Source organism: Desulfococcus multivorans, from assembly GCF_001854245.1.
In the GTDB taxonomy this organism is placed as follows: Bacteria; Desulfobacterota; Desulfobacteria; order Desulfobacterales; family Desulfococcaceae; genus Desulfococcus; species Desulfococcus multivorans.
Window position 1 is genome coordinate 1790907 of sequence record NZ_CP015381.1, and the last position, 13635, is coordinate 1804541.

At 57.8% G+C, this 13635-nt stretch carries 10 protein-coding genes; 1 reads left to right on the forward strand and 9 read right to left on the reverse strand.

Going from position 1 to position 13635, the window contains the following annotated elements; all coding sequences use genetic code 11:
• Positions 1 to 161 precede the first annotated feature (161 nt).
• Complete coding sequence (gene hrpB / locus dmul_RS07745) at positions 162 to 2753, forward strand: ATP-dependent helicase HrpB (RefSeq protein WP_020875936.1); 2592 nt, start codon at positions 162 to 164, stop codon at positions 2751 to 2753.
• A gap of 32 nt (positions 2754 to 2785) precedes the next feature.
• On the opposite strand, the gene dmul_RS07750 is transcribed toward hrpB, so the two are convergent.
• From dmul_RS07750 to dmul_RS07790, 9 genes are all read right to left on the reverse strand, one after another.
• The gene (locus tag dmul_RS07750; RefSeq protein ID WP_020875935.1) at positions 2786 to 5446 is read right to left on the reverse strand and encodes a PEP/pyruvate-binding domain-containing protein; all 2661 of its coding nucleotides are present in this window, start codon (positions 5444 to 5446) and stop codon (positions 2786 to 2788) included.
• Positions 5447 to 5538: 92 nt separating this feature from the next.
• Positions 5539 to 6225 carry a hypothetical protein gene (locus dmul_RS07755; protein ID WP_020875934.1) on the reverse strand — a complete coding sequence of 229 codons (687 nt, stop codon included), beginning with the start codon at positions 6223 to 6225 and terminating at the stop codon, positions 5539 to 5541.
• Entirely contained in the window at positions 6222 to 7508 is a 1287-nt protein-coding gene (locus dmul_RS07760; RefSeq protein WP_020875933.1) for a sulfite exporter TauE/SafE family protein, read from the reverse strand. Before dmul_RS07760 ends, dmul_RS07755 begins: the two co-directional genes overlap by 4 nt.
• 75 nt (positions 7509 to 7583) lie before the next feature.
• A complete protein-coding gene (locus dmul_RS07765; RefSeq protein ID WP_020875932.1) occupies positions 7584 to 7994 on the reverse strand; it encodes a response regulator in 411 nt (136 codons plus the stop codon).
• On the reverse strand, positions 7987 to 8388 hold the full coding sequence (locus dmul_RS07770; RefSeq protein WP_020875931.1) for a response regulator: 402 nt from the start codon (positions 8386 to 8388) through the stop codon (positions 7987 to 7989). Before dmul_RS07770 ends, dmul_RS07765 begins: the two co-directional genes overlap by 8 nt.
• Before the next feature lie 10 nt (positions 8389 to 8398).
• The gene (locus dmul_RS07775; protein ID WP_020875930.1) at positions 8399 to 8848 is read right to left on the reverse strand and encodes a response regulator; all 450 of its coding nucleotides are present in this window, start codon (positions 8846 to 8848) and stop codon (positions 8399 to 8401) included.
• Positions 8849 to 8900: 52 nt separating this feature from the next.
• Complete coding sequence (locus tag dmul_RS07780) at positions 8901 to 10652, reverse strand: sensor histidine kinase (protein ID WP_020875929.1); 1752 nt, start codon at positions 10650 to 10652, stop codon at positions 8901 to 8903.
• A gap of 329 nt (positions 10653 to 10981) precedes the next feature.
• Entirely contained in the window at positions 10982 to 12346 is a 1365-nt protein-coding gene (locus tag dmul_RS07785; RefSeq protein ID WP_020875928.1) for a sigma-54-dependent transcriptional regulator, read from the reverse strand.
• A 1-nt stretch (position 12347) separates the two neighbouring features.
• Positions 12348 to 13469, reverse strand: a complete 1122-nt coding sequence (locus tag dmul_RS07790) for a sensor histidine kinase (protein WP_020875927.1) — start codon at positions 13467 to 13469, stop codon at positions 12348 to 12350.
• Positions 13470 to 13635 lie beyond the last annotated feature (166 nt).

A 13635-nucleotide genomic window follows, 5' to 3' on the forward strand; every position in this document is an offset into this window, starting at 1 on the left:
GGTGTCGTCAGGGGGCGTTCTTGGCCCCATGCGGTTGCCTTGATAATTCAGTCTAAAAGTTATTGACAAGGATGTCCACAGAAAACTCGACGACCCTTCGCCGGGCCGGTTTCTGGCGACATGAGTCGATCTCATTGAAAAGCAGGGCTTAAGAGAACGTGATGATCAACGCGGATAATGTCCCAAAGTGGCGGCGGCAGGCGGCAGGCCTGCCGGTGATATCGGTGATTCCGGAGGTGCGGCAGGCCCTGTCGGCAGGGGCGGGCGCGGTGCTGATCGCACCGCCCGGGGCAGGAAAGACCACCTGCGTGCCCCTGGCCTTGCTGGATGCGCCCTGGCTCTCCGGTCGCAAAATCATCATGCTGGAACCCCGTCGGTTGGCGGCTCGAGCCTCGGCAAGGCGGATGGCTGCGATGCTGGGAGAGGATGTCGGTGAAACAGTGGGCTACCGGGTGCGGTTGGAGAGCCGGGTAGGCGCATCCACCCGTGTGGAGGTGGTGACCGATGGGATCCTCACCCGCTGGATTCAGCGGGACCCGGCGCTTTCCGGAGTCGGGCTCGTGATCTTCGATGAGTTTCATGAAAGGGGTCTTCAGACGGATCTGGGACTGGCGCTCTGCCTCGAGAGCCGCAGTGTTTTCAGGGAAGACCTCAGGATCCTGGTGATGTCTGCGACTCTCGCGGGCGAGCCCGTGGGTCGCCTGATAGGTAATTCACCGGTAATCGTGAGTTCCGGCAGGTGTTTTCCCGTGGAAACCCGGCACATAAATCAGGCGGCGAAATCCTGGGGACAGGAACATCAGATTGCAGGACGAACGGTCGAGGCGGTGATGGAAGCCGTGACGGCTGAGGACGGAAGTATCCTGGCCTTTCTGCCCGGCGTGAGAGAGATACGGAGGGTGGCCCAGCTCCTCGACGAGCGCCTGGCAGGCACCGGCATCTCCATAGCCCCCCTTTACGGAAATCTTCCACTGGTGGACCAGGAGAGGGCCATCCGGCCGACGCCTCCGGAAAAGCGAAAGATCGTTCTGGCCACGGCCATCGCCGAGACCTCGCTGACCATCGAGGGGATCCGGATCGTGGTGGACTGTGGCTGGATGCGAGTGCCGCGGTTCTCGACCGCTACCGGGATGAGCCGTCTTGAGACGGTGCGGGTGTCCAAGGCTTCGGCGGATCAGCGGAGGGGCCGAGCCGGGCGGATCGCCCCCGGGGTCTGTTACCGCCTCTGGAGCGAAGCCGAACATCAGGGCTTGACGGCGGCGTCGGTTCCGGAGATCCTTTCCGCCGATCTGGCTTCGCTGGTGCTGGAACTGGCGGTTTGGGGCACCACCACACCGGACGGCATACCATGGCTCGATCCCCCGCCGGAAGTCGCATTCCGATCGGCCCGGGAGCTCCTTATCCAACTCGGGGCTCTGGATCGTCAGGGCCGGGTTACGGCCCGAGGCAAAACCATATCGAAGCTGGGACTGCATCCCCGCCTCGGCCATATGCTCCTGGTGGGACGCAGGATAGGGCGGTATCGGCTGGCTTGCGAACTGGCCGCCATCTTGGAGGATCGGGATGTCCTTCATTTCCCCCCGGGGGCCTGGGACGCCGATATACGGCTCAGGGTCGAGGCCCTGCGCCAGGGGAATGCGTTCCGGACACCGGGTGCCTCGATGAATTCCGGCGTCTGCCGCCGCATCCGGGCACAGGCCGATCGCTGGGAACGCATGCAGACGGTCGGGGATGGTAGAACGATAACGGAGGGCGTCGAAAATCCGGACAGGTATGCCGGAACGCTCCTGGCCATGGCCTATCCGGACCGCGTGGCGCAGCTTCGGCCGGAGGGGGATCGCCGCTACAGGCTTTCGGGCGGCCGGGGGGCTCGATTTATCGATGTGGAACCCCTGGCCGCAGAGAACCTGCTCGTGGCGGCGGCGCTGGACGGCACAGGAAGGGATGCCCGGATCCGTCTGGCCGCGCCTGTTCGACCTGAGGAGTTGGCGGCCCATTTGCCGGAATGGGTCGGGGAATTCGTCGTGGTCTGCTGGGACTCCCGGGAAGAGACAGTGGCGGCAAGGTTCGAAGAACGGTTCGGAGAACTGGTGCTGCGCTGTCGTCCCCTGAAAAACCCCGATCCCGAACAATTGACGGCGGCCATGGTTCAGGGGATCCGGCATATGGGCCTTTCGGCGCTTCCGTGGGAGCGAGGGATTCTGAACTTGCGTGCTCGGGTAATGTTTCTCAGAAGCGAGGCGTTCGGCGGGCCGGGATGGCCCGATCTCTCGGATGCGACGCTGCTGGCCCGCCTGGAGGACTGGCTGGGCCCGTTTCTCGGCGGAATCAGGCGGCGGAGTCATCTCCAGCGGCTGGATCTGAAAGGTGCTATTCTGGCCATGCTGTCATGGGAGCAGCGCAAGACACTCGATACCCTTGCGCCGACTCATGTCGTCGTTCCCAGCGGATCGCGCATCCCCGTGGACTACATCGCCGGCGAAACGCCCGTCCTGGCGGTTCGCCTTCAAGAGATGTTCGGTGCCGCTGAAACACCTTGTATTGCGGGGGGCCGGGTCCCGCTTCTGCTGCACCTGCTCTCTCCCGCCGGACGCCCCCTCCAGGTGACCCGGGACCTGGGGGGATTCTGGACGGGCACTTACGCAGTCGTCAAAAAGGAGATGAAGGGCCGTTACCCCAAACATGAATGGCCGGACGACCCCCTCCTGGCCTTGCCCACGAACCGGACAAAAAAGAAGGGGAAAAAGGGGTGACGGCCGATGGAATACTTCCCGCGTTCTGAAGATCAGGGTTTCACTTCAGCCGCCGCTCTCCTCGAGAGAATGGCGTCGATGTCCGTCCGGATCTTTCGGTCATAGTGGTCCACCTGGGCGGGATTGGTCATGATCATATCGAGCTGTCGGGTGTGCAGATGGAGGTAGCCCAGAACCTTCAGATAGGCGGTCATATGCACTTCGGGATAGTTCTCCATGCGTGCGGCGAGATGGTCTTCACGAATGCGGACGCTGAAGCCGCTTTCTTCCAATATGTCGCCGATGAAGGTCACGCGACGGCGCCGCCGCTGGTCGTCGGCGGCCCCGCCCTTGAACTGGAAGTTGATGTAATTCTCCCGGACCCGCTCGCCGACAAGGGCTTCCAGGGTGGAAAAATGGTATCCCAGACGAGCGTTTAAACTGCAATAGTTTTTGGAGACCATGAAATAATTGTGCTGGGCATACTGCGATCGGACGCCGGTGGCCAGGGCAGGGTTCGCGGTCGACCGAAACATCACGGACATGAAGCCGCCGCCGTCGATGCCCGGAGGACCGTCCCACGGAATGGCCGTAAAACCTTCCCAGAACGCCAGCATGGGAATGGAAACGATGTTTTCGATCGGAATGTATTTGCCGGGGACGGCTTCCCTGAAACCGTCATCCAGGTCGAGGACCCACCATTGCATGGGAACCTTGTTGTGAACGAGCTGCTTGGCGGCCCGTTCCGGAAAGTTCGTGTTTTTGCTGGAATTGAACATCTCATGGACCGACTTTTCGTGGATGAACCGGGTGATGTCGTGAAGCGTGGCGCATTTTTCAGGTCTGAAATCCGTCGCATCCGGGTCCAGAAGATTCAAGGGAACGATCAGCCTTCCGGCGCGTTTGAGAATCTGGTGTACGGGGCTGCCCACCATGAGATTGGGGCGCGGTTTTCGCCCGACGCTGAATCTGTTTTTGACGCCGCGATAGATCTTGAGGTGATCGGCGTCGACAGTGACGCGTTCACCTGCTTTCAGGACGTCAAATGCGTTCTCGACCCCGAAAAGTGCGGGAATACCGAACTCCCGGCAGACGCTGGCGAGATGACCGGCGATGCCCCCCTGCTCGGAAACCACGGCCGCGGCTCGGTTGAGAAGGGCGGCCCATTTGGGCAGTGCCTGGCGAACCACCAGGACGGCGTCCTTGGGAAAGCGGAGCGTATCGGCGGCCTTTGCGGCAATGTAAACCTCCCCCCAGGCCGAACCGGGGCTGGCCGTCACGCTGCCGACGGCAAGGACGTCCGTTTCGTCTTTCTCGGTTTCATCCGAATCCGGGATGGTTTCCGATGGCGTGTTTGTGACGGGGCTGAGTGATAAAGGGCGGCATTGCAGCAGAATGATGTCGCCCTTGCCGTCGATAACCCACTCAATGTCCTGGGGCAGACCGTGGTGGGATTCGAGGGAAACGGCGATCTCCGCGAGGCTTATCTGCTGTTTCTCTTCGATGGCGGGAGAAGCGGCCTCCCGATCGTTTACTGGAATGCGATCCGTTCCGCCGTCCGTGTTGGAGACATACATCGTCTTCTTTACGGCAATCTCCCGTCGAATCACCCGGGCGGGGACGGATTTGGACACCACAAACAGGTCACAGGGGGTCGAACCGTCCACTACCGCCTTGGGGAGACCGCGGACGGCATTGATATGGACCGTATCATCCGAGGCGTTTACGGGATTCCGGGAGTAGGCCACGCCACCGGCCGCAGCTTCCACCATGATCATGCAACCTACGGCCATGGGAATGTCTTCATCGCGGAAGCCCCGGTTCATCCGGTAGGTGACGGCCTGGGGCGAATATTTGCTGGCCACCACTGTTTTGTAGGCATACAGGACGTCATCCGGTGCGACGTTCAACTCCGAATGGTATTGTCCGGCAAAGGAGCTGTGGATCGCGTCTTCGCCCACCGCACTGCTTCTCAGGGCAAGCGAAAGCGGCTTCCGGCTGCGTTCAGCGAGCCGTTCGCACGCGGTGATGATTTCATGTTCGAGATCCTCCGGCAGGGGAGTGCGGAGGACGAGCTGCTGAATCTCCGAGCAAAGTGCATGAAGGGTTTCCACATCGTTCAGGTCCGCCGTCTGAAATTTCCGGTTGATCTCGGTCTGGATGCCGGATTCCTCAAAAAAGCGCTCGAAGGCATGTGTGGTGATAACGAAGCCTTCGGGCACGGAAAAACCCAGGCGGTTCCGGATATCACACAATCCGGCCATCTTGTTCCCCACGAGGGGCGAGCTGTTTTCATCCACCGCCTCGAAGTCGAGCACCAGCCTTTTATCGAGATCCGGCCGGCGGGCCGCGAGGATCTGTTCGATGCCTTCACGGATCTCTGTGTAGCGCTCTGACAGCCTCGAATATTTCCCGGGCGCCAGACGGTCGATCTGTTGAATCATTCGATGGACATTGACCGTGACGCCCGTGCATTTGGCCCGCACAAAGGCCATGTCGAAGGGCGTATGCCCCTGGAGTGCCTGTTCGATCTCGCTCATGATCTCGAGCGCACGGTTGTTGGCTCCCAAAAGAATCTTGAAACTGTGGTAGCGCTTTTTAAACGCCGATCGAAGAGACTCGACGTCCTCGGCCGCCGCAACGACGGTACGGCCCGGAAAAAGTGCGGCGAAATAGCGGTTTCTCAATATGCGATTGAATATCGATGCTGTCATGGCCTAATATGGCTCCCTCTCCCCGGATACGGAAGAGGGAGCGGCTTGAGGGTGGTCATGCGGTCGGATCGTCAAATACTGCACCGTTATTGTCAGTGCTCCAGACGCATGCCCCACCCTTCGAACATGAACATGATGGAAAACCCGAACCAGAGCGTGTAAATGACATAGAAGACCAGGGAAAAGATAACGATGCCGATCTTGTCGGTGATCTTCTGCGGCGTGATCTCATAGAAATTGTAGGCGCATTCGACAGCCCGCTGATTGACGTCGCCGGCGAATTTGGCTTCCTTGAACATCTCTTGTTTTTTAAGGGCCATGTCCATCTTGTTCAGCGCCGTCCACCAGTTGAAGAGGGCCTGGCGTTCGCCGTAGCCGTATTTTTCCCGTAGCTGTGCCCCCTGATTGTGGAACATGATGTCCGAATCTGCCAGACAGTTCGCCAGAATGGCCCCCAGATCGCCGTTCACGGCGATGCCGGTATCGGTTTGCGTAACCGTCGCTCCGGATTTTTCGAAAAGGAGGGCGGTCTCTTCGGCCTGGCGCTTTCCGGCGAGCGCCAATGTTGCCTGAACCGGCGTATTTCGGTAAGCCTTGTTCTCCTCCTGAAGGCCTGGAATGTAATAAGCCGAACCCTTGGAGATGGAATTGTAGAGGTTGTCCATGTAGTTTAGTGCGTTCCCTTCATTGAACAGGGGCATGAACATTGCGAACAGCACGACCAAAAATGCGGCCAACAGTAGGAATCCTTTGAAAAACAGCTTCTTGTTTGCAATCATGATACGGCTCTTTCTCCTTTGAGGATTTTAATATTGGTCAGAAAGGTTCCGATGACCCATACGCCGAATCCGCCGATGACGATGAAGAAGGCCCACACGCCGATCTTGTCGAGGATGCCGGTGGTCTCCCTGGAGAGGGTGATGACCTCCATGGCGGCCAGTTTCCCAGGCAGGGCGAAGATCCGGTTGACAAATCCCGCCAGGACCGCCATGGCGTAGAATCCGCGGATGGTGATGCCGCTGACGACCTTGGTGACCAGTGCCCCGATCTGGATGCCGATGAGGGAGCCCAGCAGCATGCCCATCGCCAGGGTGTAAAAAATGAAGCCGTAGATGGCATACTGTGTGATGGCGGCATACCCCGCCGTGAAAACGATCTGAAAGATATCGGTCCCCACGGTGGTCATGGAGGAGACGCCCAGCATGTAGACGAAGATGGGGAAGGTGAGGAAGCCGCCGCCTACCCCCATAATGGCCGCGGCAAACCCCACCAGCGCGCCGCTCAGGATCAGGAAAACGGCGGAGATGCTCCGTCCGCCGGGCACAAGCCCCTGGTCGAAATTGATCATGGGGGGGATCTTGACGGCCTGCAGCTTCCTGGGAAGGCTGCCCAGATCCGCGCCTTCGTGTTTGCCGCCGTGGGCGGACCCGGCGTCTCCGCGTTTCCTGGCTTTGAGATAGTCGAGCATGGCATAGCATCCCAGCATGCCCAGCATGAGGGAGTAAATCGTCGTGATGAAGGCGTCGCTCAGCACCGGATTGATCTCGTAGAGAACCCGGTTGATGATGCCGCCGCAGGTGGCGCCGATGACGGCGCCGATGAGGAAGATGACGGCCAGGGGCACCGAAACGTTCCCCAGCTTGCGGTGAATGACGCTGCCCATGATCGCTTTTGCGAAAATATGGAACAGGTCTGTGCCTACGGCCAGAATACCTTTGATGCCTGCGCTCATAAGGGCGGGGGCGATGATGAAACCGCCGCCTGCGCCGATGCAGCCGGTGATGAGCCCGGCGCCCAGGCCGATGAGAATGGATGCGATAAAGATGCCTGTCGTGAAAAATGCGGGGCTGTAGGCCTTTTTACCGCCCAGCACCTCCGGCATGACCGTTCCAATCTGATCCGCGAAGGCGATTCCCCCCAATATGATGGGAACGAGCAATAATCCGAGGATCATTATCCGTTTCCGGTCTTTGACGATGGTATTGGATACCGCTATTTCCCAATCAGCGTGGGCTCTTGCGCCCATCATCATGAATCTGCCCCATTCTTTGAAGAATTTCATTTTGTTACAGTGCCTCCTGAATACTTTGGGTTTTGGGTTCCTGGAAGACGGTAGCCGCTCTTCCGGTTCTGCTCTCTATTGTCCTGCATTTTCAGAGTTGTTTTTCCCCCCCAGGATCTGTTTTTCGCGGTATACGTCCTGGAGTTTGTAGACCAACTCGTCAAAATTCATGGGTTTCATGAGATAGTCGAAGGCACCCAACTCCATTCCCGCAATGGCGGCTTCGATATTGGCATGTCCGGTGAGCATCACCACGCCGATGGACGGGTCGATCCGTTTGATTTCGGCCAGGGTTTCGATGCCGTCCATACCGGGCATCTGGACGTCCAGCACCACCAACTCGACGGGGTTCTTGCGGATGAAATCAAGGGCGTCGGGGCCGCTGGTGGAGGTCTGGACGTGGTAGTTACGCCGCTTCAGCCGCTTGACCATGGGCGCCAGAAACTCGACTTCGTCGTCCACCAACAGCAGGCTGATTTTATCCATGTATAGACTCCTTTCTGCTGCTTACGGCCTCCTGGATTTTTTGGAGGAGGTCCTGAATTTCATAAGGTTTCGGCAGGCATTCCACGGCACCGCAGTCGACGCCCAACTGGGCCTCTTCCACCGAACCGTGGCCGGTGATCATGAAGACGGGGATGTGCGGCTTCGTCTCCTTGACGACCTTCAAGACCTCGATGCCGTCCATAAATTCCATTTTGAGATCCAGGAGGATGACGTCAAAATCCTTTTTGAGAAATTCCTGGACGGCGTCTGAGCCGCTGAGACACGCCGTGACCCGGATCCCTCTTTTCTCCAGTCTTTTTGAGAGAACACTTACGAAATCCGCTTCATCATCCACCAGGAGCAATTCAATCGGTGCGGGGGATGGGTTTACCATGGCATTTCCCCTATTGCGCCCTGGTGCGCATCAGCTCTTGCATCCGTGCTTCGACAACTCTTTTTTCATGCTCCCGCTTCTTTTCGGCGGCACGATTGACCTTGCTCACCAGATCGCTCATTTCACAAGGCTTCAGGAGGTAATCGAAGGCACCTTTTTTCATGCCTTCGATGGCCGATGATACGGTGGCGTGGCCGGTGAGCATAATCACCTCCTTGAGGGGGAATTTGCGCTTGATTTCGGCCAGGGTTTCAATGCCGTCCATACCCGGCATCTTGACGTCCAGCACCACCACCTCCGTGGCGTTGCCGTTTTCTTCCAGCTTTTCCATGGCCTCCATGCCGGAGTGCGCGGTCTGAATTATGAAATGTCTCTTTTTGAGTCTTTTGGTGATGGTTTCTACAAAAGCGATCTCATCGTCCACCAGCAGCACGTTGATGTCGGGCGCCAATTCGTTCATCTTTTTTCTCTCCTTGATCCGGGTCCGGCGGGAAAAAGGGGCCGGACGATCTTTAATGCGTTAGGGTAACGGCTTTTCCGATCGCCGATGATGCTTCGGAAACGGTGCCGGGCCCTGAATCCTGATGGGGAATGAAGACCCGGAAATTGGTTCCGATACCGACGGAGCTGGCGACGGTGATCTTCCCGCCCATATTGTTCAGTATCCCGTAGCAGATGGACAGCCCCAGACCCGTTCCTTTTCCCACCGGCTTGGTCGTATAAAAGGGATCGAATATCTTCGCCAGGTCCGCCCGGGGGATTCCCGGCCCGTTGTCCTTGACCTCGATCACCGCCATGTCGTCCTCGCATCCGGTCATGATGACGATCTTGCCGCCCGTGGCCCTCAGTGCGTCCAGCGCATTGTTGATGAGGTTGAACAGAACCTGCTGAAGCTCTGTCTGGGATGCGTGGATATAGGGCATGTCCTCGGCGAATTTGGTTACGATGCGAACGTTGCTGTATTTTGCCTGGTGGGAGAAGAGGCCGACCACCTCCTCGACCATGGCGTTGATTTTGATGATCTGCTTCTGGGATTCGGATCGCCGGGCGAAGCTGAGAAGCTTGTGCGTGATGTCGCGGCATCGCAGCCCCTGCTTCTTGATTTGGCCGAGCGAGGTCTGGAATTCCTCCAGGTTTTCACTTTCCTGGAATTCTTCTTCTTCGAGGAGATCGCTGATCCACCCGGCCTCCTCCACCATAATGGCCACGGGGTTGTTGATCTCGTGGGCGATGCCGGCGGCCATCTCGCCCAGTGAAGCGAGGCGGTTGCTCTCGATCACCTGCTGGTTCATCATCTCTTTCTCGTTGTCGGCCTCGGCGATGCGTCCGACCGTGCGCCGGGAAACGATCATTGCCATGGTGATGATGGCGACGGCGCCCGCCGTGAAAACGATCAGGGCGATCCACCAGGTGCGATAGATTTCCGCGAAGGCGTCGCCCACGTCCTGCTGATAGATCAGCGCCCAGTGGCCGTTGTTGAGCAGGCCGGTGACGTAGAGGTTTCTCTTTTGGGTTTTTCGGCTCTCGAGAACGCTGATCCTGACCTTACTCTGGGCGTCGAAAGCCTGATTGATCAGTCCCCGGTAGAGTTCGCTGTCTTCGGATATGTCCAGGGAGGTGTCTGTCTGAAGTTCGTTTTTCCGGTTGATGATAAAGGCGGAACCGGTTTCGCCGATCCGGATGTTTCGCACAACACGGTTGAACGCCTGAAAATCGACAGTGGCCCGCAGAATGTAATGGTTGCCGTTCCATTCGTTCCTTGCGGCGACGATAAAATGCGGAAATCCTCTCAGCCCCATGAAAACGTCGCTGATGAAAAACTGCTCCCGCATTGCCTTCTGGAACCATTCCGCCGAAGCATAGTTGGCGTTCTCGAGCCGAAAAGGCCCTGCATAGGCCGTTTGATGGCCGTTGTGATCCACGACGCCGAGATCCGAAAACACTTCGCCGTACTCTTTTCTCAGGATCTCGAGTTTTTTCTGCAGGAAATCCTCATCGCTCAATTCCGGATAATTATAGCTTTCCGCCAGGAAATGAATGTTGTTCTCCCGCTCGGTCAGGAACATGTCGATATCATGGCGGTGCCGGTTGACGAGGGCTTCGAGATAGGAGCACACCTTCGAACTGTGGGCGGTTTGAAAATGGTAAAGGATAATGCCGCTGACAAAGATCAGCGGCATGAAGGATACCACCACCACCGTGGTGAATATTTTTCTCGTGAGAGTTTTGTAATATGTCTTGTCTTCCGCAGTGTTCGATGGCATGGGATGTCCGTGTTAAAGCGCTTGGTGACATTTCCTGGAATCATTTGCGTTCACGCACATAATTCAAAGCAATAACTGTGCCTGAAATATGAAGGTTTCGCGTCATTGATTAAAAAAAATAATAAAATCAAATGGATTAAAGATAGGAGTCTCCGCCGTCACGAAATGCGGCAGTTGAATTGACTACCTGTTCGTGTGCGGGTTGAGCGGAATAGATCCAAAAAGGGGGGGTGCAAATGATGCAGGTTTGGAAAAGGGGCATCCGGTGAGGAAAATCGGGGTAAAACGGGTGGGGAAAAACGTTCCGGTGGGGAAAATTTCCCCGAAGTCTAATCCTCCGGGAAGTTCGTCTCCCGGCCGGCGCGCTTGAGCTTTTGACGCAGGGTTTTCCGGTCGATTCCCAAAATCTCGGCCGCCCGGGTTTTATTGCCGCCGACTTCGGCAAGGACCCGCTCGATGTGCTCCAATTCCACCTCGGCCAGGGGGCGCGCCTGCCAGGTTTTCGTCGGAACATTGGCGCGCATGGCCGGGGGCAGGTCGATGACGTCGATCGTGTCGGCATCCACAACGACCACCAGGCGTTGAATCAGGTTTTCGAGTTCCCTGACATTTCCCGGCCAGCTGTAGTTCCGGATGGCCTGCAGGGCGTTGTCGGTAAATTCAGGAACGGATCGATGCATCTCTTTCGAGAATTTTGAAAGGAAATGATGAATCAGGCTCATGATGTCGTCCTGACGTTCCCTCAGGGGCGGTACGGGGATGTCGATCACGACCAGGCGGTAGAAGAGGTCTTCCCGGAAGAGGCCTTTTTGAACCAGGACTCTGAGATCCTGGTGGGTGGCGGCGATGACCCGCGTGTCCACCTTCCGGATACGGCTGGATCCCACCACGTGGATCTCCTTGTTCTGGAGCACCCGGAGTAGTTTTCCCTGCAAGTTGGGGCTGGCGTCGCCGATTTCATCCAGGAATATCGTCCCCCCGTCGGCAACCTGGAAAAAACCGGTTCGGGACTCCTTGGCGCCGGTAAAGGCCCCTTTGACATGCCCGAACAGTTCACTTTCAATGAGGGTGTCGGGGATGGCGGTGCAGTTGACGGAGACAAAGGGCGCCGAGGCCCGGTCGCTGCCGTAGTGGATGGCCCGGGCGACGAGCTCCTTTCCCGTGCCGCTCTCTCCCGATATCAGGACGTTCACCAGGGTGGATGCCGCCTTGTCGATGAGGGAATAGACCGACTGCATGACGGCGGATTGACCGATGATGCCGTAAGATTTCGGAGGGGTGACGTCGGCGTGGACGCTTCTTCTGAGGCGGAGTTTTTCCCGGACCCGCTCGATGGCCGAAAACAGTTCGGCTTCGGTGAACGGTTTTGTGAGATAGTCCTCCGCGCCGTCCTTGACGGACTGGATGGCGTTGTCGATGCGGGGGTAGGCGGTCATGATCATGATTTCCGTGTCCGCGGCATTCTCCCGGATGTATCGCACCAGGTCCAGGCCGTTCAGCTGCGGCATTTTCATATCGGTGATCACCAGGTCGACGGGATGGAATTCCAGCTTGCCGATGGCCTCGGCAACGCCGGGGGCGACGCCGGCCGCATACCCGGCGCCGCAGAGCTGTCGCTGAAGGATTTCCAGGGTTTCAGGGTTGTCGTCGACGATCAGAATGCGCATGGTTTCAGTTGGATCTTTTTCCGGCATGCTATGCCTCGCTGTTTTTCAGGGGAAAGGTGATGCAGAAAACACTGCCTTCCCCCACCTTGCTGGAAACGCGGATATTCGCGCCGTGGCTTTCGACAATGCCCTGGACGACGGAGAGACCGAGTCCCGTACCCTGTTCGATCTCCTTGGTCGTGAAAAAGGGAAGAAAAATCTGCTCCAGGGTCGCCGGATCCATTCCGGTTCCGGTGTCCGCCACCGTAAGCGTCGTATGTCCTTCCTCACGACGCGTCCGAATGGTCAGGCGACCGCCCTCTGGCATGGCTTGTGCGGCGTTCATGATCAGGTTCATCAGCACCTGCCGCAATTGAAACGGATCTGCCGTTATGTCGTCAAGGGTCTCGTCAATATCCTGAATGATCTCAACACGGTGTTTTTCGCAGAGATGGGTCATGAAATAGACGTTCTCCTTGACCAGCAGATTCAGGTCGACCGCTTGCGTCACCGGGGGGACCTGGCGGCTGTAAAGCATCAGTTTCCTGACGACCTCCCGGGCATGGAGGGTCGCCTGGATGATTTTTTCGATATCCCGGGCCGCCTGCGCCGGCAGTCCCTCGGCACCGGCGGCCAACTGGGCGAAACCCAGGATGTTGTTGAGCGGGTTGTTGATCTCGTGGGCGAACCCCGCCGCCACCTGGCCGATCTTTGCCAGACGGTCTGCATGGCGCACCTGGGCTTCCAGTTCAACCTTCCGGATTTCGCCCTCTTCCTTTTCGAGCAGCAGCGAAAGGTGATGGGCGACGGTTCGGATCAGGCGCTGTTCCTTCTGAACGACAGACGGGTTTTGTCTTGTTGTTGCCGGCGGTTTCCCGGAATAGACGACCTTGACCATGCCCCGCTGCCGGCCGGCGATATAGACTTGTTCCATAAAGGCGTGAGTCGCCTTTTTTTCCGAGTAGCCGGGGCTGTAGAACACCTGTTGATCCAGGCGGATGAAGGCGGCCGCCGAGGAAGGGTCTTTGAAGGACTGGGGAAGCATGCCCGCGATGGTCTGGGCCTTTTCGGTGAAGGGCATCTCCGAATTTCGCATGACCTGGGCCAGACAATAGAGGAATGTCTCTATTTTTTTATCGAGGTTGTCGAGCTTCTTTTTTTCTCGGGGCATGCGGGGATCCTTTTTCGGCCTTGCCGTTGGATCGAACATTAATCGCCCCTGGATGCCGCGTCAACTCAAAATGGGCGACATCGTATGAATCTTCTGAATTTCATCACAAAAACCGCGCGGAAAATCCGTTGCCGTTTTTTCGATAAGGAATGGCACAAATCCGGGG

Bases quoted from the DNA above. Each gene is read 5' to 3' on its own strand.
- hrpB (WP_020875936.1), top strand. From the start codon at position 162: ATGATCAACGCGGATAATGTCCCAAAGTGGCGGCGGCAGGCGGCAGGC.
- dmul_RS07775 (WP_020875930.1), bottom strand. From the start codon at position 8,848: ATGAACGAATTGGCGCCCGACATCAACGTGCTGCTGGTGGACGATGAG.
- dmul_RS07750 (WP_020875935.1), bottom strand. From the start codon at position 5,446: ATGACAGCATCGATATTCAATCGCATATTGAGAAACCGCTATTTCGCC.
- dmul_RS07790 (WP_020875927.1), bottom strand. From the start codon at position 13,469: ATGCCCCGAGAAAAAAAGAAGCTCGACAACCTCGATAAAAAAATAGAG.
- dmul_RS07770 (WP_020875931.1), bottom strand. From the start codon at position 8,388: ATGGTAAACCCATCCCCCGCACCGATTGAATTGCTCCTGGTGGATGAT.
- dmul_RS07780 (WP_020875929.1), bottom strand. From the start codon at position 10,652: ATGCCATCGAACACTGCGGAAGACAAGACATATTACAAAACTCTCACG.
- dmul_RS07765 (WP_020875932.1), bottom strand. From the start codon at position 7,994: ATGGATAAAATCAGCCTGCTGTTGGTGGACGACGAAGTCGAGTTTCTG.
- dmul_RS07760 (WP_020875933.1), bottom strand. From the start codon at position 7,508: ATGAAATTCTTCAAAGAATGGGGCAGATTCATGATGATGGGCGCAAGA.
- dmul_RS07755 (WP_020875934.1), bottom strand. From the start codon at position 6,225: ATGATTGCAAACAAGAAGCTGTTTTTCAAAGGATTCCTACTGTTGGCC.
- dmul_RS07785 (WP_020875928.1), bottom strand. From the start codon at position 12,346: ATGCCGGAAAAAGATCCAACTGAAACCATGCGCATTCTGATCGTCGAC.